Origin of the sequence: Pseudomonas sp. NPDC086581 (assembly GCF_044746165.1) — a bacterium.
GTDB lineage: Bacteria > Pseudomonadota > Gammaproteobacteria > Pseudomonadales > Pseudomonadaceae > Pseudomonas.
The window spans coordinates 487,529-500,436 of the sequence record NZ_JBIVBR010000002.1 but is presented as its reverse complement, the minus strand read 5'-3'; the positions used below and the strand labels follow the sequence as shown (position 1 = coordinate 500,436).

The window sequence follows — 12,908 nt, the reverse complement described above, 5'->3', positions numbered from 1 at the left end:
TCCATGGCCGAATCGCAGCCGGTTGCCGATGGTTTTGTCTATGCCTCGCTGCCGCAGCTGATGCTGCTGGAGCATCGCGTGCGCGGGCTGAGCTTTCTGTCGCGGCAACCGCTTTCCAGCATCCTTTCTGGCAGCCATGCGGCGCGCCTGCGCGGGCGTGGGCTGAGCTTCGACGAGTTGCGCCAGTACAACCCCGGCGACGACCTGCGCCACCTGGATTGGCGTGCCTCGCTGCGCTACGGCAAGCCCTTCGTGCGCAGCTACACCGAGGAGCGCGACCGGCCGACCCTGCTGCTGGTGGACCAGCGCATGAGCATGTATTTCGGCTCCCGGCGCAGCTTCAAGTCGGTGCTCGCCGCCGAGCTGGCCGCGCTGGGTGGCTGGATGGCGCTGCAGGCCGGCGACCGAGTCGGCGGCCTGGTGTTCGGCGACCGCAACATCGAGTACATCCGCCCCCTGCGCAGCCGGTCGAGGGTGGAGGTGCTGTGCGCGTCCATCGTCCGGCACAATCATGCACTGCATGCCACGCGCAGTGACGAGGACTCACCGGGGCAACTGGACCGCGTACTGCGTCAGTCTCTGGGCGTGGCCGGCCACGACAGCCTGGTGGTGATCATCAGCGACTTCGCCGGTGTCACTGAGCAGACGCTGCAACTGCTGCGGCAATTGAGCGCGCACAACGATGTGCTGGCCCTGCAGGTCTTCGATCCCATCGCCATCAAGCTGCCTGATAAGGGACGGGTGACGGTTACCCAGGGCGAGCTGCAGGTCGAACTGGAGGTGGGCCGGCGCCAGGTGCACCGGCCGCTGGGTGAGTTTCTTTCCGGGCGGCTCAAGGATGTCGCGACGCTGCTGCGCCGCAGCCAGGTGCCGCTGATGATGTTCAGCAGCGGCCGCGACGCCCTGGAGCAGCTGCGCGGCGAACTCGGGCGCCTGGCGCGATGAGCGTTCCCAGCATCGATCAACTCCAGGAGCTGGCGCCGCCGGCTCCGCTGGTCAGCTACTGGCCGCAGACCTGGGCCTGGGTCTGGCTCACCATCGTGCTGCTGCTGATCCTGGCAGCCTGGGGGTTCTCGCGTTACCGGAAATGGCAGCGTGATCGCTACCGGCGCGAGGCGCTGGCCCTGCTCGATGAACTCGGTGCGGCCATCAGAGAGCCGTCCCATCGATTGGCCGCGCTGCGCCAGTTGCCGATTCTGGTCAAGCGTGTCGCGCTGTCGATGCCCGATGGTGCGGCTTCGGCGCCTCTGGGTGGCGTCGACTGGCAGGCCTTTCTGCTGGCACGCAGCCCGACGGCGCTGCCGGCCGATCTGCAGCGGCAACTGACGCTGCTGGCATACGCACCTGACTCCAGGGTTGCGAATATGGACGAGCAGGAGGTGCAATCCCTCCTGTCGACCTGCCGGCAATGGATCGAGGTGCACCATGTGGCAGCTTGACTACCCCTGGTTGCTACTCCTGCTGCTCTTACCCTGGCTCGCCTGGCGCTACCTGCCGGCCTACCGCGAGTCGCGCAGCGCCCTGCGGGTGCCGTTCTTCGCCGCCATGAGCCACGCGGCGGGCCAGGAGCCGAGCCGTGGCGGCGCCGCTGGCGGGCGCTGGCAGTTGCCGCTCAACCTGCTGGTCTGGGCACTGGTGCTGCTCGCCTGTGCGCGCCCGGTGCTGGTGGAGAAGCCCATCCAGCGCGTGCAGCCGATCCGCGACCTGATGCTGGCCATCGACATCTCGCAATCCATGGAAACCAGCGACTACCGAGATGCCACAGGCAATCGCGTGGATCGTCTGAGCATCGTCAAGGGCGTGGTGCGCGACTTCATCGGCCAGCGCAAGGATGACCGCATCGGCTTGATCGTCTTCGGCACCGGCGCTTTCGCGCAATCGCCGCCGACCCAGGACCACGTCAGCCTGCTGATGCTGCTGGACGAAGTGGGCATAGGCATGGCCGGGCCCAACACCGCCCTGGGCGATGCCATCGGGCTGACCCTGAAGCTGCTGGAAAAGGCGCCGGAGCAGCAGAAGGTGCTGATCCTGCTCACCGACGGCAACGACACCGGTAGTGCCATCACGCCGAGCCACGCCGCGGCCATGGCTCACGAGCGCGGTGTGGTGGTGCACACCATCGGCATCGGCGACCCCGAGGCCAGCGGCGAGTCGAAGGTGGACCTGCAGACCCTGCGCGATATCGCCCATACCACCGGCGGACGGTTCTTCCGCGCGGGCGACCGCGAGGCGTTGCAGGAAGTCTACGCGACGCTGGACCAGATCACCCCGCACCAGGTGAAAACCCTCAGCCACCAACCCAAGCGCGACCTGTTCTGGCTGCCGCTGGGCGCTGCCTTGCTGTTGCTGCTGGTGGCGCATGTGCTGGCGGCCATTGCCGGGCGGCTGGCCGTTCCGCGTGCGGCGCAGGTCGGCCAGGAAACGGAGGGCTGATGGATATCGATCTCAGCGCTTTCCATTTCCTCCGCCCGGTATGGCTGCTGCTTCTGCTGCCGGGCATCCTCCTGCCGCTGCTCTGGAGTCGCCGCCACGACCTGGCGCGTCGCCTCGACGGGATCATCGCGCCCCACCTGCTGCAGCACCTGGTGATCACGCCGGTCGACCAGCACCGCGTGCGACCGGTGCAGCTGCTGGGTGCGCTGCTGGTGGTTGGCGGCGTGGCCGCTTCCGGTCCGACCTGGGAGCAGGATCGCCCGGCCTTCATGGCGAACCGCGCGCCGCTGATCCTGGCGCTGGACCTGTCGCCCTCGATGGCCGCCAATGATGTCCCGCCTTCACGCATCGAGGCGGCCAAGCATAAGTTGCACGACCTCATCGCTCGCCGGCCGGGCAGTTCCACGGCGCTGATCGCCTATGCCGGCAGCGCGCACTTGGTGCTGCCCGCGACCCAGGACGCGGCGCTGCTCGATAGTTTCCTGCAGGCGCTTTCGCCCGGCCTGATCCAGAGCGAAGGCAAGGATGCGCTGGGCGCCATCGAGAAGGCCGTGCAACTGCTGGCCGCCGAGCAGTCGCCGGGCACGCTGGTGTTGCTGACCGATGGCGCCGACAAGCAACAGTTCGACGCCATCGACAAGGCGCTGCGCGGGAGCGATCTGCAGGTGTTGGTGCTGGCAGTCGGCAGCCAGGATGGCGGCCTGCTCGCCGGTGGCCAGCAGGACTCCGCGGGCCGTCCCTTGCTCGCCACTTTCGACGCTGAAGGACTGAAGGGCCTGGCGGACGCCGCGGACGCACCGCTGGGCAGCCTGACCCTCAACGACGACGACCTGGACTGGATCGAACTGCACGCCCAGCAGCATTTCCAGGCTGCCCAGGGTGATGAGCGGCAACTACACTGGAAGGACGCCGGCTACTGGTTGTGCTGGCCCTTGCTGCTGCTCGTGCTGTTGAGTGTACGCAAGGGCTGGAAGGTGCACTGGCTGAGCGCGCTGCTGCTCGCCGCCAGCCTGGGCGGACTGCCGCAGCCGGCGCGCGCCGGCGTGCTCGCCGATGCCTTCTTCACTGCCGATCAGCAGGGGCGCTGGGCGTTCGAGCACGGGCACTACCCGCAGGCGGCGGCGCGGTTCCGTGATCCTTTCTGGAAAGGCCTGGCCGCTTACCATGCGGCGGACTACCCGCTGGCGCTGGCCAGCTTCGCCCGGCTGGACACGGCGCAGGCGTACTTCTACCTGGGCAACACCTACGTGCGCCTGTCGAAGTTCGACCAGGCCATCGGCGCTTATCGCCAGGCGCTGGCGCGTCAGGCGGTGTTCCCGCAGGCCACGGCGAACCTGGCATTGGCGCTTGCCTTGCAGAAGGATCGTGAGGACCAGCAGGAGGCCGGGCCACCCGACGAGAAGCCCGACCAGGAGGTTTTCGACAATACGGCTGACAAGGGCAAGAACGTGGTGCTCAAGAAAGGCGCGGCCGAGTCGGACGAGCAGTGGCTGAACAACCTGAGCACCTCGCCGGCACAGTTCCTGCGCCGCAAGTTCATGCTGCAGGACGCGGCGGCGGGGGCGGGCTCATGACGCGCGTGTTGGCAACCCTGCTGCTGTGCCTGCCGTTGCTCGGCTTCGCCGCAGAACCCGAGGTAAAGGTCCGCGCCCAACTGTTGCCGGGGGATTCGGTGATGGTGGGCGGCACGCTCAACCTACAGGTCGACCTGCTGGTGGACACCTGGTTCAGCCAGCCACCGAAGTTGCCGCCGCTCAAGCTGGCCGGCACGGTGGTCTCCGAGCCGGCCAGCGAAGCCACGCACCTCACCGAGAAGATCGGCGGCAAGACCTTCTTTGGTCTGCGCTTCCATTACCAGATCACTCCACAGTCGGCGCGCGCTTTCGCTATCCCGCCGCTGGATATTCAGGTGCAGCCGGGGCAGGGCAGTGGTCCGGTGCAGGTGCACAGCCAGGCGCTGCACTTCACGGCACGCCAGCCCGCCGGCGCAGGTAGCGAATCGGCGCAGCGCCTGGTGGCGAGCCGGGTGACCATCAGCCAGGAACTCACGAAGTCCCATGAACCGCTGCGCGTGGGCGACAGCGTGACGCGCAAGGTGCATGTCCGCGCCGAGGGCGCACAGGCGATGCTGATTCCCGCACCGGCATTCACCGAGGTCGACGGCCTGCGCCGCTATCTGCAAGCGCCGACCGTGCAGCCCCTGAGCGATGGGCGTGGCGGAGTGCTGGGCGGCGAACGAATGGACGCGGTGACCTATGTGGTCACCCGCGCCAGCGACTTCCAGCTTCCTGCGATCGAGTTGCCCTGGTGGTCGGCGGACAGCGGCGAAGAACATTCGGCCTCCGCCCCCGCATTGAAGCTGTCGGCCAACGGGTCGGCTGTCTATGAAGCGCCTTTCTCGATCAGTGACGATCTGCGCGAACTGGGCCGCCGGGCGCAGGTACGTATCGCCAGCCATTGGCTGGCACTGGCCGTCGCGCTGGTGCTACTGGCGGCGTTTGCCTATGTGCTGCGCACCTGGGGTGGGCCGTTGCGGGTAGCCGTGCTGGGCGCTGTCGAACGCCGCCGCCAGGCCTGGTGGGAGTCGCCTGCATACGCTTGGCGACAGGTCCGCCAGCAGCTCGATGGCGACCCGCCACAGGTGGGGGCGCTGTATCTGTGGCTTCGTCGGACGAACGGTTGTCGTGAAATGAGTGCAGCGATTCCTGAACGCTCCGTCAAATCCGTCAATCCTTTGCTAGCGTTTCTCAGGGGCCGTTATGGGCGCCCGGGCGCGCAGCCCGGCGCGGAGCCGGGGCAACTGATCCAGGCCTTGCCGGACATCCGCCGGGAGCTGGGCACGAGCGAGCCGACGAGCTTGCCGGCCCATGCCCTCAAACCTTTGAATCCGTGATCCAAGGATGTGACATGCATTCGACACTCGCTCAACCGCTGGCCCGCTGGATGCTCCTGCTGCTCCTGGGCATGCCGCTCCTGGTCCGCGCGGCAGACGCATTGCCGGCATGGAACGACGGCCCCTCGCGAGAGGCCATCGTCGCCTTTGTCGAAGCGGTGACCCAGCAGGGCGGCAAGGACTTCGTGCCGCCGGCCGAGCGCATCGCCGTGTTCGACAATGACGGCACGCTGTGGAGCGAGCAGCCGATGTATTTCCAGGTGCTCTTCGCCCTGGACGAAGTGAAACGGCAGGCGCCGCAACACCCGGAATGGAAAGAGAAACAGCCGTTCAAGGCAGTGATCGAGGGGGACCACAAGGCCCTGGCCGACAGCGGCATGCAGGGCATCCTGGAGATAGTCGCCGCCACCCATGCAGGCGTCAGCACCGAGGAGTTCATTGCCAATGCCCGCCGCTGGCTGGCCAGCGCCCGGCATCCGCGCAGCCACAAGCCCTACACCGAGATGGTGTTCCAGCCGATGCTGGAGCTGCTGGGTTACCTGCGTGCCAATGGCTTCAAGACCTACATCGTTTCCGGCGGCGAGGTGGCATTCATGCGCGCCTTCGCCGAAGAGGTCTACGGCATTCCGCCCGAACAGGTGATCGGCACCACGCTGGGCAGTCGCTTCGAGGATCGAGACGGTCAGCTTTCCATCCAGCGCCTGCCCAAGCTGGTGCACAACGACGACGGCCCCGGCAAGCCGGAGAGCATCGACAGCATCGTTGGCCGTCGGCCGATCCTGGCCTTCGGCAACTCCGACGGCGACCTGCAGATGCTGCAATGGACCACCGCGGGCAAAGGGCTGCGCTTTGCCGGCCTGGTGCACCATACCGATGAAAAACGCGAGTGGGCCTACGATCGGCAGAGCAAGGTCGGGCGCCTGGACAAGGCGCTCGACATGGCCAAGAGCAAGGACTGGGTAGTAGTGGACATGGCAAGGGAGTGGAAGCGGATCTATCCGTTCGACCAATAGCAAGCCAGCAAGCTAAACCGCAGGGACACGGGGATTTCCAGCCAGGTAGTCGGCATCTCCAGTGAACGCAGTCGTGGCAAACGACCAGTAACTGGAATGGAGAAACACCAATGAAGCGCACGGGAAGATGGATATCGCGGTTCGCCCTGGCGGCGACGGCGATAATGGGATGCTCGGTTGCCAGTGCGGCGGACAAGCCGAACATCCTGGTGATATTCGGCGACGATATCGGCCAGACCAACATCAGTGCCTACGCCTTCGGCGTGGTCGGCTACCAGACGCCGAACATCGACCGCATCGCCAAGGAAGGCATGATGTTCACCGACTACTACGCGGAGAACAGTTGCACCGCCGGCCGCTCCACCTTCATCACCGGCCAGTCGATCCTCCGCACCGGCTTGTCGAAGGTAGGCATGCCGGGCGTTCCGGTTGGCCTGCAGGACCGCGACGTCACCATCGCGCAGGCGCTCAAGGCTCACGGTTATGCCACCGGGCAGTTCGGCAAGAACCACCTGGGCGACAAGGACGAGTACTTGCCGACCAAGCATGGCTTCGACGAGTTCTTCGGCAACCTGTATCACCTCAACGCCGAGGAAGAGCCCGAGCGCCCGTACTGGCCCAAGGATGACCCGGACTTCGTCAAGGCTGCCTCACCGCGCGGGGTTATCCACTCCACCGCCGATGGCAAGATCGAGGACACCGGCGCCCTGACCAGCAAGCGCATGGAAACCATTGACGACGACACCACCCAGGCCGCGATCAACTTCATGGACAAGCAGGTGAAGGCGGACAAGCCGTTCTTCGTCTGGATGAACACCACTCGCATGCACGCCTTCACCCACGTCCGCGAGTCCATGCAGGGGCAGAGCGGCATGCCGGGCAACGACTACGCCGACGGCATGCTCGAGCACGACGGCGACGTCGGCAAGCTGCTCAAGGCGGTGGATGACCTGAAGATCGCCGACAACACCATCGTCGTCTACACCACCGATAACGGGCCGAACCAGTGGTCCTGGCCGGATGCGGCAACCACCCCGTTCCGTAACGAGAAGAACTCCAACTGGGAGGGCGCCTACCGGGTGCCGGCGATGATCCGCTGGCCGAACCACATCAAGCCGGGCAGCGTCTCCACGCAGATGTTCTCCGGGCTGGACTGGTTCCCCACCCTGCTGGCTGCGATTGGCGACACCGACATCAAGGAGCGTCTGCTCAAGGGTGCCGACGTAGGTGGCAAGAGCTACAAGGTGCACCTGGACGGCTACAACCAGCTCGATTACCTGACCGGCAAGACCGACAAGAGCGCGCGCAAGGAGTTCTACTACTTCAACGACGAGGCCGAGCTGGTGGGCATGCGCTTCGACAACTGGAAGATCGTCTGGTGCGAGCAGCGCGCCCCTGGCGGCCTGCAGGTCTGGAGCGAGCCCTTCACCTGCCTGCGCGTACCCAAGCTGTTCAACCTGCGCATGGACCCCTACGAGCGGGCGGACGTGGTCTCCGATCAGTACTACGACTGGCTGACCAAGAACGACTACCTGCTGTTCCAGGGCACACGCAAGGCGGCGGCCTTCCTGCAGACCTTTGTCGATTATCCGCCGAGCCAACGCCCGGCCAGCTTCAGCATCGACCAGATCCGCAAGGATGTGGATGCGAAGATCGACGCGAAGATGAAGCAGGGCGCCAAGTAGTGAGTGGTAGCCGGGGCGCCTGTAGCGAGGCGCCTCTCCCGTCCCCCGCGACAGCCTGGCTGTCGCGGGGGCTTTACTGTCAGACAAGGTTGTTTCGATGCCCTCAGCGGTCAGCTCGTCCCCGATGAACACCCGTCGCGTCAAACCGACGCAGTTGCGTTCGCAGCCAGGACTCGCAGCCTGGGTGCCGGCACTGCTGCTGTTCGCTTCGGGCGGGTCGGCGTTGATCTTTCAGGTGTTGTGGGTCAAGCAGCTCTCCCTGGTGGTGGGGGTGGAGGTGTATGCCGTCACCACCGCAATCAGTGCCTTCTTCGCCGGGATGGCCCTGGGCGGGTTGGCTTTCGGCCGTCTCGCGGATCACCTGGAGCGACCACTGCGGCTGTACGCCGGTCTCGAGTTCCTGGTGGCGCTGCTGGCCGTAGCCGCCACCGTCGCGCTGGCCAATGCCGCCAGCGCCTTTGCTTTCCTGGAAGACGCCTTCGGCGCCCTGGCCTGGGCGTTGCCGTTCGTTCTGGTCGGCGTGCCGGCGTTCTTCATGGGCGGCACGCTACCGGTGCTGGTGCGCGCGCTGGAACCCGCCGAAGGCCAGATGGGCCGCACCGGCGGTGGCCTGTATGCGGCCAACACCGCGGGCGCGATCGCCGGCACACTGCTGGCTGCCTTCGTGCTGTTGCCCTGGCTGGGTGTGCTGGGCAGCGCCTGTGCGGCGGGTGTGTTCAACCTGTTCGCCGCCACCGGTGCGCTGCTCATCCGCCAGCCTGCGGCGCGGACCACTGAGCATGACGCGCCGGCCACCGGTCCGCGTAGCCGCGCCGCACGCCTGGCCATAGCGCTTTACTGCGTCGCTGGTGGCGTGGCGCTGGGATACGAGGTGATCTGGACACAGTCCATCGTCCAGTTCATGAGCACCCGCACTTTTGCCTTCGCCGTGGTCCTGGCCACCTACCTCTGCGGGCTGGTACTGGGCAGCGCCCTGTATGCCCGGCGCGCCGACCGCATCCGTGACCCCTGGGGCCTGTTCGGTCTGCTCATCGCCGCGGCGGGGCTGCTGGCCATTGCGCAGATCGCTGGTCTCGGAACCTGGCTGATCGGCCTGCAGACCCGAGTCGAATGGCTGGTGATGCAAGTCGGCGGCAGCGAGCTGGCGGGGATGTGCGCGCGCTTCGCGGTAGCGGCGTTGTGTGTGGTGTTCCTGCCGACGACCCTGCTGGGCGCCGCTTTCCCCATCGCCCTCCGGCTGTCGGTTGATCGAAACCATGTGGGCCGCGATGTTGGCGTCGTGGTGGCGCTCAACACCCTGGGCGGCATCGTTGGGGTCATCCTGACCGGCTTCGTTCTCGTCCCTGGGCTGGGGCTGGTGCGCACGCTGGCGGTGCTCGGGACGCTGGCCGCCGCCATCGGCCTGCTGGCCGTCTGGCGCGGCGAAGGTGTGAGCAGGAGGCTGCGCATTGGCGTCGTCGCCGTGGCGGTGCTTGCCGTGGCAATCGGGGCCCTGACGCCGCCGCGGCACCTGGCCGAGCTGATGCCGGGGGCACGCAATGGGCGGATCGGCTTCTATGCCGAAGGCCGCGGCGGCACTGTGGCGGTCATCGAGCAGGGCAGGGGCGACAACCGCTTCAATCGCCTCTACATCCAGGGCGTCTCCAACACAGGCGATGCCATGCCATCTCTGCGCTACATGCGCCTGCAGGCGCTGTTGCCGCTGCTGATTCACAATGGCGAGCCGCGCTCGGCGCTGGTGATCGGCTTCGGCACCGGCATCACTGCCGGCGCCATGCTGCGCTACCGCGACCTTCAGCATCCGGTGGTGGCCGAGTTGCTGCCCGAAGTGCTGGCCGCGGCGCCGAGCTTCAAGGGTAACTTCGACGCCATCCACGATCCGCGCCTGGACATCCGACTGCGCGATGGTCGCCGTGAGCTGCTGCGCAGCGCCGAGCGTTACGACATGGTCACCCTGGAGCCGCCGCCGCCTTCGGCTGCGGGAGTGGTCAACCTGTATTCCCGTGATTTCTACCAGCTCGCCGCCTCGCGGCTGGAGGAGGGCGGCGTGGTCGCCCAATGGCTGCCGTTGCCGACGCAGAACGATGAAGAAAGCCGTTCGCTGGTGCGCAGCTTCATCGATGTCTTCCCCTACGCGACGCTGTGGACTACCGAGTTCCACGAGATGCTGCTGGTGGGCTCGCCGCAGCCGCTGCACCTGGACGTGACGACCATCCGCCAGCGCTTTGAACAGCCGGAAGTTGCCGCTGCACTGGGGGAGGTCGGGGTCGACTCGGTCGAAGGGCTGCTGGCCACCTGGGTCACCGACCGGGCGGGACTGGAGCGCTACGCGGGCGATGCGCTGCCGGTGACGGACGATCACCCGCGCATCGAATACGCGCCCTGGGTTCGTCCGAAGGAGATTGCCCGCGTGCTGCCGACCCTGCTCGCCCTGCGCACGGCGCCCCCGCTTGAGAACGCCCTGCCATCGGTCCGGGCATCGGTCAACGATGGCTGGCGGAGGCTGCGACAGTTCTACGACCTCAGTCTGCACGCCTACCGAGGCGACCGTGAGGCCTGGGCGCGCGATGCTCGGCAGGTGGCTCTGGAGGATGGCGACAACCCCTACTATCGGTGGTTCCTGGGCGCTCCCTGAGTGCCTGAAACCTGCGGGTCACAACCCCGCCGCCGCAGGGGCGCGAGCGGGCCATCGGACATGCCCTGGGCGAAATCCGGTTACCCTAGGCGACACCTGCGCCCGTCACTGGCGCCGGTCGATGCGTTACAGGAGATAACATTCGATGGAGACTTCTTCCCGCCCCCGCAGCACCCTCAATCCACCGGTTTTCTATACCAGTGCCGTCCTGATCTTCATTCTGGTGCTCTACGCCGTGGCCTTCCAGGAGCAGGCCCAGGCGCAGTTCGAGAGGGTCCAGCAATGGATAGTTGTCAACGCCAGCTGGTTCTACATCCTCGCCGTGGCGCTGATCCTGATCAGCGTGGTGTTCCTCGCGATCAGCCGCTATGGCGATATCAAGCTCGGCCCCGACCACAGCGAGCCGGAGTACCGCAGCAGTAGCTGGTTCGCCATGCTGTTTTCCGCCGGCATGGGCATCGGCCTGATGTTCTTCGGTGTCGCCGAGCCGGTCATGCACTTCACCAGCCCGCCGGTGGGTGAGGCGGGTACCGTTGCTGCCGCGCGCGAGGCGATGAAGATCACGTTCTTTCACTGGGGGCTGCACGCCTGGGCGATATACGCCATCGTCGGCCTGATCCTGGCGTACTTCAGCTTCCGCAAGGGGTTGCCGCTGACCCTGCGTTCGGCGCTCTACCCGTTGATTGGTGAGCGCATCTATGGGCCTATCGGCCACGCCGTGGACGTCTTCGCCATCATTGGCACCGTGTTCGGTGTCGCCACGTCGCTAGGCTACGGGGTGTTGCAGATCAACAGTGGTTTCCACCACCTGTTCGGCCTGCCGGTGAACTCCACCGTGCAAATCATCCTCATCACGGTTACCTGTGGCCTGGCCACGCTCTCGGTCGCCAGCGGCCTGGACAAGGGCATCCGCATCCTCTCCGAGCTGAACCTGGCGCTGGCCGTGATCCTCATGCTCTTCGTGCTGCTGCTCGGGCCGACCGTCTTCCTGCTGCAGACCTACGTGCAGAACACTGGCGCCTACCTGTCGGACATCGTCAACAAGACCTTCAACCTCTACGCCTATCAGCCGACCGACTGGATTGGTGGCTGGACCTTGCTCTACTGGGGCTGGTGGCTCTCCTGGTCGCCTTTCGTGGGCCTGTTCATCGCGCGCATCTCGCGCGGCAGGACAATCCGCGAATTCGTCTGCGGCGTGCTCTTCGTTCCGGCCGGCTTCACCCTGCTGTGGATGACGGTGTTCGGCGATTCCGCCATCCACATGATCCTCAATGAAGGCGTGCGCGACCTAGCGACCGTCGTCGACCAGGATAGCTCGCTGGCTCTCTTCGCCTTCCTGGAGCACTTCCCGCTGTCGGGGGTGATTTCCCTGGTGGCGGTGCTGATGGTGATAGTGTTCTTCGTGACATCCGCCGACTCCGGCGCACTGGTGGTGGATATGCTGGCCTCCTCGGGCCATTCGCATTCACCGCTGTGGCAACGTATTTTCTGGTCGGTGAGCATCGGTGTGGTCGCCGTGGCGCTGCTGCTGGCCAACGGCCTCAAAGCTTTGCAGACGGCGACCATCGCCAGCGCGCTCCCGTTCTCTGTCATCCTGCTGGCATCGATCTGGGGATTGTTCCGCGCGCTGAATCTGGACGCCACGCGACGCGGCCTGCGCAACCAGGCTTTGCCTGCACCGCGCCATGCACCCCATCACGAAGGCGGCTGGCAGCGCCGTCTGCGCAGCATCGCCATGAAGCCACGTCGCTCCCATGTCACCCGCTTCATCAGCGAAGTGGTCCGCCCGGCCTGCGAGGAAGTGGCGGCAGAACTGCGCAAGCAGGGTCAAGATGTCACCGTAGTGGAGTTGGATGATGGCCGTGTCAGCCTCGATCTCTCACCTTCAGGTGAGGCGCACTTCCGCTATGAGGTTCGCCCGCGAGCCTTTACCAGCCCGAGCTTCGTGATGCTCGACGACAGCGATGGCGGCGAGGCCCGCAAGTACTTCCGCGCCGAGGTGCACCTGCGCGAGGGTGGCCAGGATTACGACATCATGGGCTGGAGCCGGGACGACGTGATTGCCGACATCCTGGATCAGTACGAGCGGCATTTGCATTATCTGCATGTTGTGCGTTGACTCTTGTTTCCAGCCAGTGGCTACCGCAATGATTATTGCGCCGCAGACCGCCCTTATGTCTGTGCCCACTCAGTACGGGCCAGACCATAAGGCGCTGCTTTCCTCTTACGCATCGAACCCATGGAAATTG

Annotated in this window: 9 protein-coding genes; all 9 read left to right on the top strand. The window is 65.9% G+C overall.

What is annotated here, in order from left to right; all coding sequences use genetic code 11:
- The first annotated feature begins 3 nt into the window (after nt 1-3).
- Complete coding sequence (locus tag ACIPK7_RS06510) at nt 4-945, top strand: DUF58 domain-containing protein (protein ID WP_401086582.1); 942 nt, start codon at nt 4-6, stop codon at nt 943-945.
- Nucleotides 942-1,439 (top strand): DUF4381 domain-containing protein, encoded by a 498-nt coding sequence (locus ACIPK7_RS06505; protein ID WP_192431163.1) that lies wholly within the window; start codon nt 942-944, stop codon nt 1,437-1,439. Before ACIPK7_RS06510 ends, ACIPK7_RS06505 begins: the two co-directional genes overlap by 4 nt.
- Nucleotides 1,426-2,433 (top strand): VWA domain-containing protein, encoded by a 1,008-nt coding sequence (locus tag ACIPK7_RS06500; RefSeq protein WP_401086579.1) that lies wholly within the window; start codon nt 1,426-1,428, stop codon nt 2,431-2,433. Before ACIPK7_RS06505 ends, ACIPK7_RS06500 begins: the two co-directional genes overlap by 14 nt.
- Nucleotides 2,433-4,007: a VWA domain-containing protein gene (locus ACIPK7_RS06495; protein WP_401086576.1), complete on the top strand. Its 1,575-nt coding sequence runs from the start codon at nt 2,433-2,435 to the stop codon at nt 4,005-4,007. The genes ACIPK7_RS06500 and ACIPK7_RS06495 overlap by 1 nt, the downstream gene beginning before the upstream one ends.
- Entirely contained in the window at nt 4,004-5,326 is a 1,323-nt protein-coding gene (locus tag ACIPK7_RS06490) for a hypothetical protein (protein WP_401086569.1), read from the top strand. The genes ACIPK7_RS06495 and ACIPK7_RS06490 overlap by 4 nt, the downstream gene beginning before the upstream one ends.
- A gap of 14 nt (nt 5,327-5,340) precedes the next feature.
- Nucleotides 5,341-6,339, top strand: a complete 999-nt coding sequence (locus tag ACIPK7_RS06485) for an HAD family hydrolase (protein WP_401086566.1) — start codon at nt 5,341-5,343, stop codon at nt 6,337-6,339.
- A gap of 110 nt (nt 6,340-6,449) precedes the next feature.
- On the top strand, nt 6,450-8,024 hold the full coding sequence (locus tag ACIPK7_RS06480) for an arylsulfatase (RefSeq protein WP_401086563.1): 1,575 nt from the start codon (nt 6,450-6,452) through the stop codon (nt 8,022-8,024).
- 124 nt (nt 8,025-8,148) lie between these two features.
- Nucleotides 8,149-10,659, top strand: a complete 2,511-nt coding sequence (locus ACIPK7_RS06475; protein WP_401086560.1) for a fused MFS/spermidine synthase — start codon at nt 8,149-8,151, stop codon at nt 10,657-10,659.
- A gap of 145 nt (nt 10,660-10,804) precedes the next feature.
- Complete coding sequence (locus ACIPK7_RS06470) at nt 10,805-12,778, top strand: choline BCCT transporter BetT (protein WP_192431170.1); 1,974 nt, start codon at nt 10,805-10,807, stop codon at nt 12,776-12,778.
- Nucleotides 12,779-12,908: the final 130 nt, after the last annotated feature.

What these genes read in the sequence shown, in the direction of transcription:
- ACIPK7_RS06495 (WP_401086576.1), top strand. Translation starts at nt 2,433, where the DNA reads ATGGATATCGATCTCAGCGCTTTCCATTTCCTCCGCCCGGTATGGCTG.
- ACIPK7_RS06475 (WP_401086560.1), top strand. Translation starts at nt 8,149, where the DNA reads ATGAACACCCGTCGCGTCAAACCGACGCAGTTGCGTTCGCAGCCAGGA.
- ACIPK7_RS06500 (WP_401086579.1), top strand. Translation starts at nt 1,426, where the DNA reads ATGTGGCAGCTTGACTACCCCTGGTTGCTACTCCTGCTGCTCTTACCC.
- ACIPK7_RS06480 (WP_401086563.1), top strand. Translation starts at nt 6,450, where the DNA reads ATGAAGCGCACGGGAAGATGGATATCGCGGTTCGCCCTGGCGGCGACG.
- ACIPK7_RS06470 (WP_192431170.1), top strand. Translation starts at nt 10,805, where the DNA reads ATGGAGACTTCTTCCCGCCCCCGCAGCACCCTCAATCCACCGGTTTTC.
- ACIPK7_RS06485 (WP_401086566.1), top strand. Translation starts at nt 5,341, where the DNA reads ATGCATTCGACACTCGCTCAACCGCTGGCCCGCTGGATGCTCCTGCTG.
- ACIPK7_RS06505 (WP_192431163.1), top strand. Translation starts at nt 942, where the DNA reads ATGAGCGTTCCCAGCATCGATCAACTCCAGGAGCTGGCGCCGCCGGCT.
- ACIPK7_RS06510 (WP_401086582.1), top strand. Translation starts at nt 4, where the DNA reads ATGGCCGAATCGCAGCCGGTTGCCGATGGTTTTGTCTATGCCTCGCTG.
- ACIPK7_RS06490 (WP_401086569.1), top strand. Translation starts at nt 4,004, where the DNA reads ATGACGCGCGTGTTGGCAACCCTGCTGCTGTGCCTGCCGTTGCTCGGC.